The organism is Burkholderia sp. BE17, assembly GCF_009362305.1.
GTDB lineage: Bacteria > Pseudomonadota > Gammaproteobacteria > Burkholderiales > Burkholderiaceae > Burkholderia > Burkholderia pyrrocinia_C.
In genome coordinates this window covers 1-16,416 of sequence record NZ_WHNU01000020.1, presented here as the reverse complement: position 1 = coordinate 16,416, position 16,416 = coordinate 1, and the positions used below count along the sequence as shown (strand labels likewise).

General features: G+C 56.3%; 15 protein-coding genes and 8 pseudogenes. 14 read left to right on the top strand and 9 right to left on the bottom strand.

What is annotated here, in order from left to right; translation table 11 throughout:
- Positions 1-239 precede the first annotated feature (239 nt).
- From GD429_RS41855 to GD429_RS42070, 7 genes and pseudogenes are all read left to right on the top strand, one after another.
- Positions 240-657, top strand: a pseudogene (locus tag GD429_RS41855) (hypothetical protein); the annotation flags it as partial.
- Between the two features lie 615 nt (positions 658-1,272).
- Positions 1,273-3,069, top strand: a complete 1,797-nt coding sequence (locus GD429_RS18355) for a type III effector HrpK domain-containing protein (protein ID WP_152858696.1) — start codon at positions 1,273-1,275, stop codon at positions 3,067-3,069.
- Between the two features lie 24 nt (positions 3,070-3,093).
- Positions 3,094-3,585 (top strand): GNAT family N-acetyltransferase, encoded by a 492-nt coding sequence (locus tag GD429_RS18350; protein WP_152858693.1) that lies wholly within the window; start codon positions 3,094-3,096, stop codon positions 3,583-3,585.
- 266 nt (positions 3,586-3,851) lie between these two features.
- A pseudogene (locus GD429_RS40510) lies at positions 3,852-4,501 on the top strand (transposase).
- A 61-nt stretch (positions 4,502-4,562) separates the two neighbouring features.
- A complete protein-coding gene (locus tag GD429_RS42075; RefSeq protein ID WP_415748944.1) occupies positions 4,563-4,883 on the top strand; it encodes a transposase domain-containing protein in 321 nt (106 codons plus the stop codon).
- Between the two features lie 426 nt (positions 4,884-5,309).
- The gene (locus GD429_RS18340; RefSeq protein WP_193727134.1) at positions 5,310-6,563 is read left to right on the top strand and encodes a T3SS effector OspC family protein; all 1,254 of its coding nucleotides are present in this window, start codon (positions 5,310-5,312) and stop codon (positions 6,561-6,563) included.
- 117 nt (positions 6,564-6,680) lie between these two features.
- Positions 6,681-6,764, top strand: a complete 84-nt coding sequence (locus GD429_RS42070; RefSeq protein WP_415748943.1) for a hypothetical protein — start codon at positions 6,681-6,683, stop codon at positions 6,762-6,764.
- Here GD429_RS42070 and GD429_RS41125 read toward each other — a convergent pair.
- The 5 genes and pseudogenes from GD429_RS41125 to GD429_RS18325 all read right to left on the bottom strand — a co-directional run.
- Positions 6,755-6,979, bottom strand: a pseudogene (locus tag GD429_RS41125) (IS66 family transposase); the annotation flags it as partial. The gene GD429_RS42070 and the pseudogene GD429_RS41125 sit on opposite strands and share 10 nt — an antisense overlap.
- Positions 6,965-7,163: pseudogene (locus tag GD429_RS41120) on the bottom strand (IS5/IS1182 family transposase); the annotation flags it as partial. The pseudogenes GD429_RS41125 and GD429_RS41120, both read right to left, overlap by 15 nt.
- A 6-nt stretch (positions 7,164-7,169) precedes the next feature.
- Positions 7,170-7,278 (bottom strand): annotated as a pseudogene (locus GD429_RS42065) (IS5/IS1182 family transposase); the annotation flags it as partial.
- Between the two features lie 25 nt (positions 7,279-7,303).
- Positions 7,304-7,911, bottom strand: a pseudogene (locus tag GD429_RS18330) (transposase); the annotation flags it as partial.
- A 111-nt stretch (positions 7,912-8,022) separates the two neighbouring features.
- Positions 8,023-9,573, bottom strand: a complete 1,551-nt coding sequence (locus tag GD429_RS18325; protein ID WP_152858688.1) for a hypothetical protein — start codon at positions 9,571-9,573, stop codon at positions 8,023-8,025.
- A gap of 184 nt (positions 9,574-9,757) precedes the next feature.
- On the opposite strand from GD429_RS18325, the pseudogene GD429_RS18320 reads away from it, so the two are divergent.
- Both GD429_RS18320 and GD429_RS18315 read left to right on the top strand, forming a co-directional pair.
- A pseudogene (locus GD429_RS18320) lies at positions 9,758-10,123 on the top strand (IS5/IS1182 family transposase); the annotation flags it as partial.
- A 264-nt stretch (positions 10,124-10,387) separates the two neighbouring features.
- Positions 10,388-11,622, top strand: a protein-coding gene (locus GD429_RS18315; protein WP_152858685.1) for an IS3 family transposase whose coding sequence is annotated in 2 segments (ribosomal slippage) — positions 10,388-10,742 and positions 10,742-11,622 — 1,236 coding nt in all. Because the reading frame shifts where the segments join, the coding sequence is not laid out codon by codon here.
- A gap of 18 nt (positions 11,623-11,640) precedes the next feature.
- On the opposite strand, the gene GD429_RS18310 is transcribed toward GD429_RS18315, so the two are convergent.
- Entirely contained in the window at positions 11,641-11,793 is a 153-nt protein-coding gene (locus GD429_RS18310; protein WP_321574695.1) for an MBL fold metallo-hydrolase, read from the bottom strand.
- A gap of 171 nt (positions 11,794-11,964) precedes the next feature.
- Between GD429_RS18310 and GD429_RS18305 the strand changes: the two genes are divergently transcribed.
- The 5 genes and pseudogenes from GD429_RS18305 (at position 11,965) to GD429_RS18280 (ending at position 15,503) form a co-directional block, all read left to right on the top strand.
- On the top strand, positions 11,965-12,702 hold the full coding sequence (locus GD429_RS18305; protein ID WP_193727132.1) for a hypothetical protein: 738 nt from the start codon (positions 11,965-11,967) through the stop codon (positions 12,700-12,702).
- Positions 12,636-13,007, top strand: a pseudogene (locus GD429_RS18300) (transposase); the annotation flags it as partial. The gene GD429_RS18305 and the pseudogene GD429_RS18300, both read left to right, overlap by 67 nt.
- 172 nt (positions 13,008-13,179) lie before the next feature.
- Entirely contained in the window at positions 13,180-14,049 is an 870-nt protein-coding gene (locus GD429_RS18290; protein ID WP_152858676.1) for a calcium-binding protein, read from the top strand.
- A 20-nt stretch (positions 14,050-14,069) separates the two neighbouring features.
- Complete coding sequence (locus GD429_RS18285; RefSeq protein ID WP_152858673.1) at positions 14,070-15,089, top strand: hypothetical protein; 1,020 nt, start codon at positions 14,070-14,072, stop codon at positions 15,087-15,089.
- A 162-nt stretch (positions 15,090-15,251) separates the two neighbouring features.
- Positions 15,252-15,503 (top strand): PAAR domain-containing protein, encoded by a 252-nt coding sequence (locus tag GD429_RS18280; RefSeq protein WP_111020959.1) that lies wholly within the window; start codon positions 15,252-15,254, stop codon positions 15,501-15,503.
- Positions 15,504-15,590: 87 nt separating this feature from the next.
- Here the strand turns inward: GD429_RS18280 and GD429_RS18275 are convergent, their stop codons facing one another.
- Genes GD429_RS18275 through GD429_RS18265 form a run of 3 tightly spaced genes read right to left on the bottom strand, consistent with a single transcriptional unit; the run spans position 15,591 to position 16,314 of the window.
- Positions 15,591-15,794 (bottom strand): hypothetical protein, encoded by a 204-nt coding sequence (locus GD429_RS18275; RefSeq protein WP_111020960.1) that lies wholly within the window; start codon positions 15,792-15,794, stop codon positions 15,591-15,593.
- Between the two features lie 12 nt (positions 15,795-15,806).
- Positions 15,807-16,016 (bottom strand): hypothetical protein, encoded by a 210-nt coding sequence (locus tag GD429_RS41115; RefSeq protein WP_152858915.1) that lies wholly within the window; start codon positions 16,014-16,016, stop codon positions 15,807-15,809.
- A gap of 22 nt (positions 16,017-16,038) precedes the next feature.
- The gene (locus tag GD429_RS18265; protein WP_152858670.1) at positions 16,039-16,314 is read right to left on the bottom strand and encodes an H-NS histone family protein; all 276 of its coding nucleotides are present in this window, start codon (positions 16,312-16,314) and stop codon (positions 16,039-16,041) included.
- Positions 16,315-16,416 lie beyond the last annotated feature (102 nt).

Here is a 16,416-nt window from a genome sequence, read left to right as displayed (position 1 = left end):
ACCTTGCGCTGTAACTGGTATGCGATTGCGCTTCCGGTCGGATTGCGTTCACGCCGCCTTCGATACATGAGGCGGATGATCTGGATTCCATTCGTGTTTCGATGATGCGTTTCGGGTTGACGGGTTCGTCAACGCCGCAGCCTGACTAATATTGGTCTCAGTCGCACGAGCGGCATCGCAGTTGGGGTAGTTGAACGATAGATGCATTGACTTTGACGGAGGCGGAAATGAGCGTAGGTATGGTAAATCGCAATTGCGTGGTTATCGAAATGGGCGGGCAGTCGGACGGTGCGAATGCGCAATCCCAACTCGCCGATTTGGATCGGCAGATCGGTGCGCTTGTCGCGCAGCAGTTGCAGAAGAGAGAGGGCGGTGCCGGCGGCGCCCGTGAGCAGATGACTGCGCAGTCGGCTGCGGGCGCGCTCGCCAGTTACATGAGCCAGAACGGGGTCAGCACGGTCGATCCGGATAAGCTGTACCAACTCGCGATGAATCCGCCTTCGGGAACGCCTGAGGACGTGTCGATGGCCGCAAAGTTCATGCTAGACAACCCGGATACTTTCAAGAAAATCGAAACGCATGACGCTCCGGGTGCCGACGGAATTTCGGGGGTTTCCAACTTCCAATGGGCAGCGCAGGGTGGGCTCGATGCATCCGCGGCTGGCGACGCGAAACCGGCAACTATGGCGCTCGCGTCTGGCACTCCGATAATTGCCACGGCAACCGACATTGCTTCTGCGGTTGCTCAAGCGCAAGCGGGTACTAGCGCGTCCGCGTCTGCCAGCCCGAACGTGGGTGTCGATGTGAAAACGGAAGCTGGCGCGAAGCCGGATGACTTGAAGGACGCTGGCTGGAAGGGTGCGATCGATGAGATGTATCGTGTCACCGCGGAGGCGGCAGAAGCGAAAATGGCTGCCAGCACGCAGGCGGCTCCTGGCACGGTGGCTCCTGGCTCGGTGGAATCGGACTCCGACGACGACGCATAACCCGACGGTATTCGGTGAAGTAAGGTGTGGGCGAACGCCCGCGTGTAGCACCGGGGTTCGCCGGTGCCTTACCTTGCGACGACGCAGGTAAGTCGCCGTCACGAGCCTCATTTCAGCTCGGCATGTGGCGCGCCGGCGTCTCGGTCTGCGCTCCATGAGATCGCGTGGCGTGCTCGACCCAGACCCGCGCACGGGACCGTAGTAAGCCGGGATGCGAAGCGCGCACCAGTGGACGATCTCCATTCTGGTGCGAACTTGCATCAATATATAAGGATACCTACATTTCATGACAATCTCATCGACTACTTTGACGAGCAGGCAATCCGTCGATCTGACAGGCTGGGAAAACGTGCCTGGTCCGGCAGCTGCGGCGCTGCAGAGCGTCGAAGCACAACTTCATCAACTGATGGCGCGTCAGTTGCAGGGTGGTGTTGCGACGGCGCAGCGACGGGGCGTCGATTCCAGTTCGGCGAAATATGCTCCACTCGACGACTACACCCAGATGTACGATCAGGCGGACCGGGGCCGGTGGTCCGATCTCGCCGCGCTGGGTCAAGGCGTGTCGCTCGAGCGGCCACTGGCCGCATTGCAAATTTTGGCTGGAGAGCGGCAGCCATCTGCGGCGCAGACCGCAGCTGCGATGCAGTTCGTCAACGAAAACCCCTCGCTGAAGACCGCCATGCAGAACACCGGCGCGCTGAAGGCGGATGGCAGTATCGACCGGGACAAGGTTGGAGGTCTGCGGAACGACCTCGAGGCGAATCTCGCTCAAGCGGACGATGACGTGAAGTCATATCAGAAGGATCATCCGGACGCCGGTGAGGCTGCGCTCAATACGGTTCGTTCGGCCGCATTGATGGAAGCCTACGAGCCGATTGTCGGCGAATCGGCGGGACATCAGTCGGCAGGAAAGAACAACAGCTATTCCACCGGCGGCAAGAACAACGGAGGCGGCCTGACGACGAAGCAGCAAGTCGCTGACCTGAAGAATAATGAAGGTTTCAGTTCGGCGCTGAGAAGCGCAGCGAAAGCGTGGTCGACGACCGGAGCATTCGATGACCTTGATCGTGCCGGCGACGACAAGGCGACCACAAAGACCGACAACATATGTTCGGCCAATAACCTGCATCACTTCATCACTACGGATGCGCCGACCAGCAATGCGAGCGAACACGCATTCCTGGAGAAAGCGAGCCTCGAGAACATTACCGCCGGCACCGACATCAGCAATCTCAATCAGGACATCTTCGCCAATCCGCAGAACTATTCATCGCAGCAGAAAGCTGCGGTGATGGTCAAACTGATGGAGACGCTGGTCGACGTGCAAGCGGGTGGCGCGGACAAACTGCGCGATGTCACTGCAACGGTGTCTGCACTGAAGCAGGACATTTCGACGCTGGCAAATGATCCCGAGACGAACGCCTATTTGCACCAGACGGTGTCGCCGGAGATGCAGAATCTCCACGCGACGTTCGCGCAGGCGGGCGGCGTCGCGGAAGAACTTGGCGGGGAGGGCGACAGGGGTGGTGCGAACAGCACGAACCAGGTCTCCGCTCGTCAAGTCGCAAACCAGGTGGAAGACTCACTCGACAACGCAGAGAAGGTCGCAAAGAGACAGGGCAAGTTGGGGAATGAGGGGGGCGCCGAGGCAACGGACGTTACAGAGGGTATCACCGATGGTGCGGAAGCTGCGACGGACAGCGCAGTGGAAGGTACCGTCGAGGGTATGGGAGACGCGGCAACAAGCGTGGTCGACGGGGCGGAGGGGGCGGTAGCGGGCGTTACGGAAGGTTTCGAAGGCGCAGTGACCGGAGCGGAAGGCGTGGAAGGTGCAGTGGCCGGAGCCGAAGGCGCGGTAGTCGGCGCAGAGGCCGGCGCCGGCGCGGCTGAAGGCGTGCTGGGCGCTGTGGCGGGAGGGATGGCTGCGGCTGCTCCAGTGCTCGCGGTCGGCGCCGCGATTGCCGGCATCGCGGGCGTCATAATTGCGATCGTGGAAGCAGTGAAGAAGGCGCAGAATCAGAAAGCATTCGCCGAGAACGTCAATCCCACTCTCAATCAATTCGGCATCCCGTTGCCGAAATGACGAGGCAAGCCGGAGGGACTCACAATGCGCCGAGTGCTGCTTGATCGCAGCGACGAAGTCATGCATTTCGTCGCTGACAGGACTGGAGAAAGTCACTACGACGACTACGCGACGATTGGCCTGGTGAAGGATGGTTGCATTGTGGCGGGAGTTGTATTTCAAGGTCACAACGGTCCCAATGTGCTGATGCACTTCGCGCTCGACGGATCGCGCCATCTGATTACGCCGGCATTCATCTGTGCGGTGTTTACCTATCCATTCAAGGTATTGCGCTGCAATCGAGTGACGGGCCTAGTACGAACCGACAATCACGACGCGCAGCGGTTGGACGAACATCTCGGATTTGTGCGGGAGGGTGTGATGCGTGCGGCCGCGAACGATGGAACGGATTTCATTCTGTATGGAATGCTGAGGGCCGAGTGCAGATTCTTGAGCGGCAGATATATCGAGGCACTGCGGGTTGAGCTGGCAAGAACACTAGGGGAACTCCCGACTCGGCTCGTTCGGAGAGGATAGTCCCCCCGAAAAACGTCGGTATGATCGAGCCTATCCGGTCTTTTGTGTGCGAGGCATAAACTGGCGACCAAGGAGCCACTTTTATGCCAAGCAAACGCAAGGAATAAGTGACGATTGAACCGGGGCGACGTTTGAACCTGGACCCAGAACTGATCAAGCAACTGGTGCCCGTGAGGCTGGCTCAACTTCCGTCTCGGTCTTAATTGGAAAATTCTGGCTCTTCGGGATGGGCTGAATCGGCCCGGACGGCGGAGCAGAAGCTGACGATGGTGCGCGAGAGTTTCGAGCCGGGGAAGTCGGTTTCATTGGTGGCCCGCCAGCACGGGCGTGAACCCGAACCAATTGTTCCACTGGCGCAAGCTATACCAGGACGGGAGCCTGTCGGCGGTCAAGGCTGGCGAAGAAGTCGTTCCGGCATCGGAATTAGCTGACGCGCTCAAGCAGATTCGCGAACTGCAACGAATGCTCGGCGAGAAGACGATGGAGCACGAGATTCTCCGCGATGCAGTCGATCGAGTTCCGGTGCGACAACGGAGAGCCGCTGCGCGTGACGTTCGCGCTGGACTGCTGCGACCGCGAGGCGATGAGCTGGGCAGCTACGACAGCAGGCCACAGCGGCGACATCGTGCGTGATGTCATGCTGGCGGCGGTGGCAAATCGCTTCGGCAATGCGTTGCATGCGCCATCTGGAATCGAGTGGTTGAGCGACAACGTGTACAGCGGCATCGCGCACGACCACAAGCGCGTCCATCTCGGTTGCCGGACGCACGCGCGACGCGCGTTCGTCAAGGCCAAGGACACGGTGCCGAAGGCGGCCCGCACACCGAACCTGGTGGTGACGCGCATCACCCATCTGATCGGCAAACTGTTCGCTGACGAGGCGCGCAGCGCGAAGTGGGAAGCCGATCGTCGGTAGCGGTTACGCCGCAGCTATAGCGCACGCGTGCTTGCCGTCATCGAGGAGGTGCTGATCGAGCATCGGCCAGCCGTCGTACCGGGCAGCATGCTCAGCAAGGCCCTGCAGGATCGGAACGGGCAGTGGTTCATTACGTCGAGAACGGCGATCGGCCATCTCCAACAACCTCTGTGAAAACGCGATTAGGCCGTTCGTCGTCCGGCTGTTCGCCGACACCGTCGCCGGCGCACACGCCAGCGCGAATCTCTACTCGCTGGTCGAACCCTGCAAAGCCAACGACATCGACCCGTACCGCTACCTCACCTGGCTGTTCCAGCGCCTTCCGCTCGCGCAAACCGCAGGCGACTACACCGCGCCGCTGCCCTGGAATATGCCCACTTAACTCCATTTAGTCTCCCACCTCACGCCACAGCTCACACCGTCGTCCTTCATTGACCGTATACGGATAAGTGTCTGAATCGCCACGGCGCGATCGATGAAGGCGATGAACAAAAAATCCATTCATATCGACGACTACGTTAGCTTTTCGCTAGCCGATTATATGATCACCGCTAGCAGAATCTTCGGACCTCAACAGCAGCAGCGCCCGCTATCCGCCCTTCTGGTTCGCATTGGAATACGACTATTCGTAAAGCGCGTGTTCAGCGACTTCTTGATCCCTCATGATTCAAACGGCACCACCTGGCGAACGGGACGTTCCGGTCCACGGACGATCTCGATGCACCGATCCACCAGGCGGTCCTCGCAATGAACCGAGAACGGGCTACGAATACGTATTGTAATTTACGAACTATTCAGGAAAATGCAAATGAAAATTTCATCACATGAAATCGGATTGACCAATAACGACTACGAGTCGCAGCCGGAAAGTAATTCGGAAATTCTCGATAATAATGGGCAATCAATTCCGATGCCGACTTCCCATGTCGGTCCTTTGGACGGTCTTACGGGGCTCGCGAAGGATGAGCAGCGCGCTGGCCTTGTGGTACTTTCAGCGCTCAGAAAGGGCTTATCAATAAATGCACAAAAACACATGCTCAAGCCAACAGTGGAAAAAGAAACTAAGATTATTCCCGCAGAGAAGCTGACCTCGCCTGTATTGAGAGCCAAGGTAGGCTTGCTTGAACGTGAAAGGCTGTCGAAAAGAGACAGTCGTCTCCTTAAACATAAACTCGCAGACGACGACATGAGTCTCGTGCCGCCAGGGCATTTGTGGACCAAACATCTCGCCACGACAGATCAGCTTTGGCATATGTCGCGCACTGATAATAAGTGGATCTCTCAGGTTGACTCGATCGACCGCTTGTCAGCGGAAAATATTTCACGCCTGCGCAACGAACTACTCACAGAAAGACCGCTAAATGAAATGGAGGGGAGGTTTTTGAGAAACTTCACCGAACAAAAATTCTACGCATCCCATTTTACGACAGCGGACCCTGTTAATCTTGAGGCGAGTGTCGCCTCGTTGTACTCCAGGCAAAAACTCATTGGCAAAAAAGACATAGGGTTCAGTGACGCCAATTCCACGATGAGTGACATCAAATGGGCGCGCAACGACGATTATGTATTTTTCTCGCTAGAGTGTGGTGACATTGCAAAAAAACAGGCTAGTACCTTTGGGTCGACGCTGATGCGATTCAATCTCGACCAACCGCAGTTTTCCCACGCATGGCTTAGCATGAACGACATGTATAAACCAAGGAAGAATACAATGCGCGAGCATTTGCCAAATCTTGACGAAAAAGACTATGAAAAAGCACAATCTAATGTTTACACGTACAATAGATCGAAATACGTGTTTTCAGGACGTCACATGATTCCGGGGGTTGGTCTCTCGTTGATTCATGCGATACGTGGGATGAGCGACAAGGCGCAGACAATGATTCTTGGGGCAGAAAGTGAATTTGACTTGAACAAGGTCATGAATGGCATGTTTCGCCCAGAGTTGAAAGTGCCGCGTCATCTGATTACAGCCGATTTTCAGAAAATACAGATACCGGACGCAAGCAGCCACGATTCTGCCTCTCCGAGTACACCATCAGAAGATGACCTTACCCCGTGAGCTACACCATTCGAAGAGTAACGGCCCCTCCCGGCATTGCTGGTTTGCCGTGGCCCGCTGGGCGGGCAATACACGAGCTTCACACTCTTCGGCTTTGAGCAGTTGTACCTGCGCGGCATGGACACGATTCGCGCCTTTCGCTCGGGCGAAATCGCGGGCGACTGTGGCTTCTACTCGCGCATCGAACTCGCGTATGCGTGAGGGTTGATATCATTCAGCTTGCACGAGCCGACCGGGAGGTACATCGCGGCGGCTCTCTCACCTCCACTGTCGGAACCTGCAAACAAGAAATTTTTTCTCCCGAGACTGACGCAGCGCGGGACGTTCTAAGCAAGGGCGTTGCTGATCTCGACGCGACCGTCTTCGCAGTACAGAATGAGCGCATCCCATTGATTGAGAGAGTAGCCGCTACGCTTATTCCATTGGCGACGGCTGGGTCGGTCGATCGTATCGTTGCGTCACCCTCAACCCCGACGTGTTCGCGGGTCGATGAGCGGTGCCTTCGCGCGGCGGAATCGAGGGCGTTGCGCCGCGCGTGGCAATTGCAGCATGGCACGGCCTGGAGTCGCAAACTCCGTCGCCGACGACATCGAACTGCTCGATGTTCCACATCATGACATTACCTCGATTGATCAGCCCCGGTGTTGTAGGCCGCCCAGTTCCTGACGCTGTAGCGCGCTTTCGGCGCGCTCGTCTGGTCCCACTCCCCACGCATCTTCTCGGAAAAAATCGAGAATCTACGCCATGCCGTTACTTTGCAGGCTGCACACCGGCGTGATCAATGGTTTCAGGCCGGTTTTCGCCGCAAACCGGCGCGTATCATCAGCCGTGTAGCCCGAGCCGTTGTCGCTCAACCACTCGATTCCAGATGGCGCATGCAACGCATTGCCGAAGCGATTTGCCACCGCCGCCAGCATGACATCGCGCACGATGTCGCCGCTGTGGCCTGCTGTCGTAGCTGCCCAGCTCATCGCCTCGCGGTCGCAGCAGTCCAGCGCGAACGTCACGCGCAGCGGCTCTCCGTTGTCGCACCGGAACTCGATCGACTGCATCGCGGAGAATCTCGTGCTCCATCGTCTTCTCGCCGAGCATTCGTTGCAGTTCGCGAATCTGCTTGAGCGCGTCAGCTAATTCCGATGCCGGAACGACTTCTTCGCCAGCCTTGACCGCCGACAGGCTCCCGTCCTGGTATAGCTTGCGCCAGTGGAACAATTGGTTCGGGTTCACGCCCGTGCTGGCGGGCCACCAATGAAACCGACTTCCCCGGCTCGAAACTCTCGCGCACCATCGTCAGCTTCTGCTCCGCCGTCCGGCGCCGCCGACGCTCCGGGCCCGTCAACACGTCCATCACTTCCTGCCTGGTGTTAGTCAAAAACACAGTCTTATGCCTACCCGTTAGTTTAAGCGGGAGGCTGTGTCCGATGCTTCAGAGGGCTGCCCCAGAGCGCAACAACTATTTTTACGCTTGACCATATTTAAAATTTCTTATCCAATCAGAAAGGGCTTCTAATGTTTGCGTTCTATATCCGCTAGATATCATTGATTTTTCTTTGAAAAATCTAATGCACGAATTTATGTCTTCGAGTAGCTCACCCTTAAATTCGTCTAGCCGCTTTCCAGAAAGGCTTGAATCTTGTACGCGCGTCGTTAGGGTATTTAATCTTTCGAGCTTCTGATTTGCGGCCGATCCATTTAGACGCGCAAGAGCTTGGTAGCCCAAGCCTTGATCACTCTCGAGCAAGGTGGTTATATCTATCAGGGAGCGCACCGCCAAAAAAACATTTCCGACTGTTTGCTCGGGAAATTCATTAAGCGGAGACGTTTCGCGTTGAAGGTGTAGACGTTCATCTTTTGATTTTAAAAACACATCAATTTTATCCTTGGCCGCCTCATATCCATTTTCTGCCTCAGTTTTGAGCAAATCAATTTCATTGATTTTTGAAATAATCCTCTCGTTGGTGCTCATTTTAAGGAGTGAGTTCCGTGCAAGATCGAATTCGCGGGTGGAGTCGTCTTTTATTGAATCTATGATATCCTTAAGCAAAGCTGCGCTAGCTCGCGAAAGCGTTGAGTCATATTTAAAAAATGTGCCCTTGTCGGCGAGCTTCATGTATTTGGAAATAAATCTTTTCTCGCCTTCAATCTTGGTTATCATCGAAGCTAAATCCACTTTCAATTTTAATCCATGAAGATCTCCCAGGTCGCTAGCGCTAGAAAATTTGTTCAATATGTCCCCGTGTAATTCGTTCATTTCTAGCAATCTTTGCGAGAAATCATTCATCTCATTCTTGGGTATGTCAATGGAGTCTGCGATATCTTTAAGTGCATTAACATAGTGCCCATATTTTTCAGCACTCGGGTATTTCGAGAGCACTTCTTCTCTATCGCGTACTGCATTTAACTTGCTTGCTAGAGCTTTCGTGAAATTGTGCTCGGCAAATCTTTCGTTAGCCAATCCAAGAATACCGTGTTGCTTTCTTTTGATGATATATCCATCGCTGCCAAGGGCGGCTACGTATTCTTTTCCGGACTTTTCTTTTGATTGCACAACAACGTTATTTCGTTTTTGAACTGCGAAAATAATCTTTCGACATTCCGAGCTTTCAATTTTAAGATTATTCTCTTTGGAATCCCATGTGCATTCGATATTTAACGCATCGGGCTTGTGAGCGCGTTCGGTATCACTCATTTGCTGACCCGTTCCGGTTGCAGATGACAACGAGTGAGCGGATGAATCGATGCTGCTTTGCATTCGTTTTTGCCGGGTGGCGCTAGCGGAGAAATGTCGCTCGGTTGCAGCTTGTGCAGCGGGGTTCGTATTTCCCCCAGGGAACAGCTTGCTAAAACCCTCGAAGAAGAAACTACGCTGCGGATGGGGGCGCATTGCTCCTTGCGAATCAGCATTGCTGCAGTACTCGCGCCCGGAAATCGGTTTGTCTTCGTTTCTGGTCTGCTCCAGTTGGGCCTGCGCAGCCTGGCTTGTCACGGGGACGCCTTTACTCTTAATCATGTAAACCTCTCTGGTGGGTAGTTTCGGTAAGGACGCGGGGAAATCGGGTCACTACGTTTTTCCGAGAAGATGCGTAGGGAGTGGAACCAGACGAGCGAGCCGAAAGCGCGCTACAGTGTCAGGAACTGGGCGGCCTACAACGCCGGGGCTGATCAATCGAGGTAATGTCACGATGTGGAACATCGAGCAGTTCGATGTCGTCGGCGACGGGGGGTGCGACTCCGGGCCGTGCCATGCTGTAATTGCCACGCGCGGCGCAACGCCTTCGATTCCGCTGCGCGAAGGCACCGCTCATCGGCCCACAAACACGTCGAGGTTGAGGTGGCGCAACTATACGATCGCCCGACTCGGCCGTCGCCAATGGAATAAGGGTAGCGGCTACCTTCGATGCTCGTTTGCGGAGAACGTCAGGTATCGCCTGAAGACGCTTATCGGTAACCGCTTGTGGGCACGGCGTACCGACTCGCAAGCGGCCGAAGTCGCCATCCGCGTGGGCGTACTGAACCGCATGGTGGATCTCGCACGTCCGCAATCTGTTCGCGTTGCATGATGTCGTGAACATGACAGTCGCTTCGTGCTTACGCTCGATTACGTAACAATGCCTCGTTCATCAATCTCGCTCGGATTCAATTGATGTCGTTAGCGTACCGCTGTGATGTAGAGGCTAAATGCAGTGGCACGAATTTTCGTTTCGATACGCGAATCAATCGCACGCCACGGTCGTTGAACTGCGCCGGGAATCGTGGAGGTTGTGCCGGCCCCCGCGAAAACCGGACACGAGGTAACGCTTAAATTATGAGGTAGTCTTCCGCCTATGTTTAAGCCCAGTCACCACGTAGAACCCGTCGAAATTCTGACCCAGCCGGAGCAGCGCCGTCGGCGTTCAGTCGAAGAGAAACTCGCGATAGTGCGCGAGACGTTCGAGCCCGGCGCCACGGTTTCGGGCGTTGCCCGTCGCCATCAGGTCAATGCCAACCAGGTCTTCGCTTGGCGCAAGCTCTATCAGGACGGAAGCTTGTCGGCGGTCAGTGCCGGCGAACAGGTGGTTCCGGCATCGGAGCTGACCGAAGCAATGAAGCAGATTCGCGAACTCCAGCGGTTGCTGGGAAAGAAAACGATGGAAGTGGAAATCCTCCGTGAAGCCGTGGAGTACGGTCGGGCAAAAAAATTGATTGCGCGCTCACCATTGCTGCCGGGGGACGACCGTTGAAGACGGTATGTGAAGTCCTGGGTGTGTCGCGCTCGAATCTCGCGGTCAAATTGAATCGCCCCGCTGAATGGGGCGACCGGCGCAAGACGCCCGGTAGGGATGACATGCCGCTCGTCACCGAACTTCAAGGGCTGGTTGCCGACCTGCCCACATATGGTTACCAGCGTGCATGGGCGCTGCTGAGGCGGAGCCGGGACGCACTGGGCCAACCTCGCGTCAATGCAAAACGGGTGTACCGTGTCATGCGTCGCCACGGCCTGCTGCTCGAGCGCCGAGCTCGTCATGCTACGTCCACGCGTCGGCACGATGGCAAGGTATCGGTGGACAGAAGCAACGTGCGCTGGTGCTCGGACGGTTTCGAATTCCGCTGCGATGACGGTGCCCCCTTGCGCGTTGTCTTCGCACTGGACTGCTGCGACCGTGAAGCCATGAGCTGGGCTGCAAGCACCGGCGGTTACACCGGCGACATGGTGCGCGACGTGATGCTTCAGGCGGTCGAAAACCGTTTCGCCGGTGCGTTGAAGGCGGACAGCGAAATCGAGTGGCTGAGCGACAACGGTTCCTGCTACATTGCCGACGAGACGCTGACGTTCTCGCGGGCAATCGGCCTGAAGCCCGTCACGACACCCGTCAGAAGTCCGCAGAGCAATGGGATGGCCGAGAGCTTCGTCAAAACGATGAAGCGTGATTACGTTTCGTGGATGCCCAAGCCCGACGCCAGAACGGCGCTGCAGAACCTGGCCATTGCGTTCGACCACTACAACGAGTCGCATCCGCACAGCGCCTTGAAATACCGCTCGCCACGCGAGTTTCGCCAGCAAGCAAATTCTCCAACCTAAGCGTGACCGCGTGACCGGTCATGCAGGGGCAAGTCCAGCCCGCTCAATCTTGCCCTCTGAGCCCGGCGTGCCCGTGTCCACGAGAACACAGGCCTCATCACCGATGATCAGGTGGCAGTGGACCATGCCGAACGGCAGGATGGGAATCGCAATAATGGAGGGTGTGTTCATGATGTGTGTCCCTGTCGGTTGTTCATGGCGTCATTCCCCAGAACTGCTCAGTTCAATCCGAGTGGATTAGAGATCCGCAGTCTCCACCCGCCGTCGCGGCCCTTTAAGGTCACAAAGATCATAGCGGGTACGCCGGTTGGTTCGACTATGGGGCGGCCACCTGACAAGCAAATGCCCTGGGGTTACGTATTCAAGTCGGAACTTGAGGCCATTCCCCAGCCAGGACCGCTCGATCAGGTGGTCGTGCTGAAGAAGCCCTTCCACGTGAATGCAGGCGACGTCATTGCCCATATCGGTCAATATCAGCGCTACAGAGAGGCAAAGCTTAGCCCCCCGCAGCCGAGTCGACCGTTGCTACATCTAGAAGTATTTGCAGGGCCAGAATTGCCGGCGTTCATCACAAAGAGCCAGGCGCGCGCGAAGGAGTTGCCGGATACGGATTCGGATAAGCCGTTCCTGGAAATCCTCATGGGCGCGAAGCTTGTCACGAAGATTCCGGATCCGGACTACACGCTTGAGCAGGCGAACTTGAAATTGGTGCCGGTCAGTGATCCGAAATCACGATGGGTCAAGGTGCAGCCGAAGACCGTCACCATTCCTGCTGCGCAGCCGGTGCCGGCTACTCCTGCTGGCAAGGGGAAGAAGTCCAAGGCGAAGCCGCCGTCAAAGCAGGATCCGATCGAGACGCCGACCGGTGATCCGTTCTGGGTCGAAAGCAGTCTGGTCAATAAGACTACGACGGCGCCCGTCAAAGGCTGGAAAAACTTTCCGTTGAAGGTCAGCCTGGCGGACGGTCCCGGAACAGACTTCCGTGACGTCTTCCGGGTGGCCGATCTCAATAAAAAGCCACGCATGCCGTCGAGGCACTGGAAGAAGCGTTCGCCCGCTACGGACTGCCGGACATCGTGAACACCGATCAGGGCAGCCAGTTCACGGCGGGCGCGTTCATCGAGGCCGTACTGGGTCGAGGCGTGCGGCTGTCGATGGACGGCAAAGGGGCCTGGCGCGACAACGTGTTCGTCGAACGCGTGTGGCGCAGCGTCAAGTACGAAGAGATTTACCTGCGAGCTTACGAGTCGGTCAGCCATGCCCGGCGCTCCATCGGCGACTACATCGAGCTGTACAACCGAAAACGGCCCCATTCGAGCCTGGCGGATCGGACGCCGGATGAGGCATACTTCGCGACGCTGCCTGCGATCAAATCGGCAGCATGATTGCCTCGGACGTTCCACTTAGAAATCTCAGAAAACTGTCCGAACGAGTGAGGCCACCTCTAAGGACCCGAAGCCATGGCATTTCCATCCGATCGGCTTGATCGGGAATTTCGTTCAGAGTGGGGGTGAGTGCGATTGCGGTTGCTGCATGACCGTTACCGGAACGCGCTTTATGCATACCAAGACTGATCCGTGGTACGGGCCACAGCATTCGGGAAAAATCTCGCTAGGCAATTGCCCAGCGCTAGCAACAATGCGTGCCAAAGGAACCTTAGGCGAGGTGGAAGAGAAGATTCTTCGCGCCATGGCTCAGAATGAAGGTTGTGTGGATACCGTTCAAGCAATTGATATTGCGATCATTAGCGCTGGGGCGATGCAGAAGATCATTCGCGGTTCGGCGAGCAAGGGGGAGTTAGCTGTTCAGATCGCGACATTCCGAGATACGCAGCCAGATGCGTACCAACAGTACTTTGCCAACTGTGGCTGGACTGTGAATGGGTCGGGTGACAGTTCGGAATTAGGCTACGCACATCCGACGTTCACGAATGGCGTTCGGCTTATCGGTGACGACCTCTATCGCGCGCTACGTCGCGATTGTTCGAAAGATACAATGGGCAAGGTGATCAAGTGTCCGCCAGTCGCATCGATGGCCCACGCGGTATCGTCGCCGCTATACCAAGAACTGCAAATCAAGGACTTTGTTGATCGCCTCAATCAGGCGATCAACAAGTCTCCAAGCGGCTATCCATATCGGATCAAGGATTATTTGCAATCACCCCTCGGTCGTGCTACCGCCTTGGACCAGGACGTCAACTATCCTGGTGCGACGGCAGGAAGTATGCAGGCTTCTTTGGATCGGTTCTTCAAGAACCATCCGCAAGCATCGCGCAATCCGGCAGAATGGGGGGCAAACAGGGCTACGTACGAAACCAGTATCCTGCAGGACTACGGGCCAACGCGCAGTATGGCGGTGGTCAATGGTGTGTCGGTCGCGGGAACGCGATATCAACATTTAGTAAGTGCTCTCGGACTGCCGTCTTGAGAAAGGTAACGTTAAAATCTATGAAACCTGGGGCTTCCCATCTTCGGCTCGGCTTCGCCTCCATGCATGCTATTTGTATCGGCGTGGCAGCTGCCGTCGTTTCACTTGCCACTGTGACACCCGTACTTGCCAAGACATCATCGTCGACATTTCGGTTCTCTTTACCGGCTGGTGGCGCGATCATCTACAGCAACCCATCAAACCCTAAGGCACCTTTGTCCAATCGATCTTGGAAGCGTGCGGTATTTACGTTGCCGGACGGAACGACGTTCGGTCTGCTGCCGCGCTCAGGCGAAAAGAACGCGGAAGGCACAGAGGTTGAGCCGCCGAATACCGCTAACATTTCGCCGTCTGGCCAGTATGTTGTCATCGGGCGAGTGGAAACCGGAACAGTATGGCAAGGGCAAGGGAAACCGGAGTCTGTCCTGAGTCGGGAATTTTGCCCAGTTATCGAGGTACGCACGGGTTGCATTACCTCAAATCAAACGGGTGAAATATGCGGACAAGGCTGGAAAGCCGGTCATCCCGCCCAATGGGGGACAGACGAGCAAACTACCACAATGCTGAAGAGCGATCGTCCGTCGGCAAGCAACGTCTTAAGTTCTATTGAGGCAGGGCAGCCAGCCGACGGGATTATTCGCGACGATTCTGGTGCCGACAATTTACTTCGTTGTGACCCGTTATCGTCGAGTAACCGGGAATCTTATCGAAAAATTGAAGCCGCTTTGCGCATGAAAGGTGCAACAAACGACGCGCGTTTGATCGAAGCGGCACTGTCGAAAGACTCCGGCGCCTCTGCTGTTAAACCAGTGGTGCAAGAAGCGAACGCAGAAGGCCGGACCGCCACTGTATCGGTAGCTAAAGCGACTCTATTTACCGCTCCCGACGACGCGACCGCAAGTCGAGCCTATCTCGTCCAGAATGATGTCGTAACCGTACTGAAGCAGTCTCCGACGGGGTGGGCCTACGTGGACTACGTTAACGCATCAGGTAAACATTTGCTTCGTTGGATCAAAGCCGATCAGATTTCGATCAAGTAATGATGCAAGTTGCAAAGCCCCAATCGAGAATATGAGTTTCATTCAGGATTGTCGAAGTGAAATTTATAACGGGGTGGGGCATTGAGCAATTTCTGGGTATGGCGTTGATGATGGATAACGCGCGAGCAGCGCCTCTGGAGATCAAAAACTTAAGGAACCTGAGTGATTAATCTGATTCGAGTTGGGGATGCCACTGACCACGGCGGCAAGGTCGAAACCGGGTCAACGAAGATGCGCTTCGATGGTCGCTTTGTAGCTCGCAAAGGTGACCTTGTCTCTTGTCCGCAGCACCCCAGCGTCTCACCGAATGTCATCGAGGAGGGTGATGCTTCGATGACGGATGACGGCATCCCGATTGCGCGGCACGGGCATCGGGCGACGTGTGGGTGTCACCTGATCTCAAGCCTAGTTTGATTCTGTTGACGGAAGTTGTTTCAGGTGCCCGGACAGTGCGCAGCCAGACGTCCCCACACGTTAGTTCTGTCGGGCCTGAATCGCTCCCTACAACAACGACATCTGGTCCGGCATGCTCGAGGGAGCCGCAGGGTTGCTTTCCGGCGCAGTTCGGCTCGACTGGTGTCCGGGTTCCGGATTCTCACTCGAACTCACATGCGCGTTGGTCTGCCGATACTTGCGCGCCCATTCGGCACCAAGGACATCGACGGAGAACACGACGCCCGGCGCAATCCGAACAAGCTGGCTCATCGGCAGATCCTCCTAAGCGGACTGAACGTCGAAGTGCGCAGCAGCGTAGCGCGCGCTGCAGTTCCACACTTCGACGCCGTCACGGGTGAACGTAGCCCATCCATCTTTTACGATCATCTCTGCGCGCGGAAATACGTCGCCATGCCCGTTTGCCATGGCAGCAAAGATTGTCCGCTCACGACACGTCGCCCAGTATTTCCCATCGGGTAACGATGTCGACATCGTGCTCAACCGTTTTTCGGGCTTATTGTTCGATCAAGAACCGATCGCGGTTCTTCGCGCCCGCGATCCATTGGGGAGCCTTGCCACGCCCGCTCCAGGTCGCGCCGGTCTTCGGGTCTTGGTACTTCGGCGCGATCGGCGCCCGCGTGTTCGTCGCGGCCGCACGGCGCCGCCCGAAAAGCTGCTCGGGTGTGATGCCATATTCGGCGATCTGCTCACGCATCGTCGTGATGATGCTGTCCAGCTCGGCGAGCCGCGCTTCTTCTGCTTGCTGCTTAGACTCTAGTTTCAAGTGCAACACCCGTCATGAGGTAGGGTGTTGTGATGACGAAATACAAGCATTTGAGTGCCGAAGAGCGCGCGGCCATCATGATCGAGCGGGCCAGAAATACAAGCGTCC

What these genes read in the sequence shown, in the direction of transcription:
- GD429_RS18290 (WP_152858676.1), top strand. Translation starts at nt 13,180, where the DNA reads ATGCATACCAAGACTGATCCGTGGTACGGGCCACAGCATTCGGGAAAA.
- GD429_RS18325 (WP_152858688.1), bottom strand. Translation starts at nt 9,573, where the DNA reads ATGATTAAGAGTAAAGGCGTCCCCGTGACAAGCCAGGCTGCGCAGGCC.
- GD429_RS18340 (WP_193727134.1), top strand. Translation starts at nt 5,310, where the DNA reads ATGAAAATTTCATCACATGAAATCGGATTGACCAATAACGACTACGAG.
- GD429_RS18285 (WP_152858673.1), top strand. Translation starts at nt 14,070, where the DNA reads ATGAAACCTGGGGCTTCCCATCTTCGGCTCGGCTTCGCCTCCATGCAT.
- GD429_RS41115 (WP_152858915.1), bottom strand. Translation starts at nt 16,016, where the DNA reads ATGTCGACATCGTTACCCGATGGGAAATACTGGGCGACGTGTCGTGAG.
- GD429_RS18310 (WP_321574695.1), bottom strand. Translation starts at nt 11,793, where the DNA reads ATGAACACACCCTCCATTATTGCGATTCCCATCCTGCCGTTCGGCATG.
- GD429_RS18305 (WP_193727132.1), top strand. Translation starts at nt 11,965, where the DNA reads ATGCCCTGGGGTTACGTATTCAAGTCGGAACTTGAGGCCATTCCCCAG.
- GD429_RS18350 (WP_152858693.1), top strand. Translation starts at nt 3,094, where the DNA reads ATGCGCCGAGTGCTGCTTGATCGCAGCGACGAAGTCATGCATTTCGTC.
- GD429_RS42070 (WP_415748943.1), top strand. Translation starts at nt 6,681, where the DNA reads ATGGACACGATTCGCGCCTTTCGCTCGGGCGAAATCGCGGGCGACTGT.
- GD429_RS18355 (WP_152858696.1), top strand. Translation starts at nt 1,273, where the DNA reads ATGACAATCTCATCGACTACTTTGACGAGCAGGCAATCCGTCGATCTG.
- GD429_RS18275 (WP_111020960.1), bottom strand. Translation starts at nt 15,794, where the DNA reads ATGAGCCAGCTTGTTCGGATTGCGCCGGGCGTCGTGTTCTCCGTCGAT.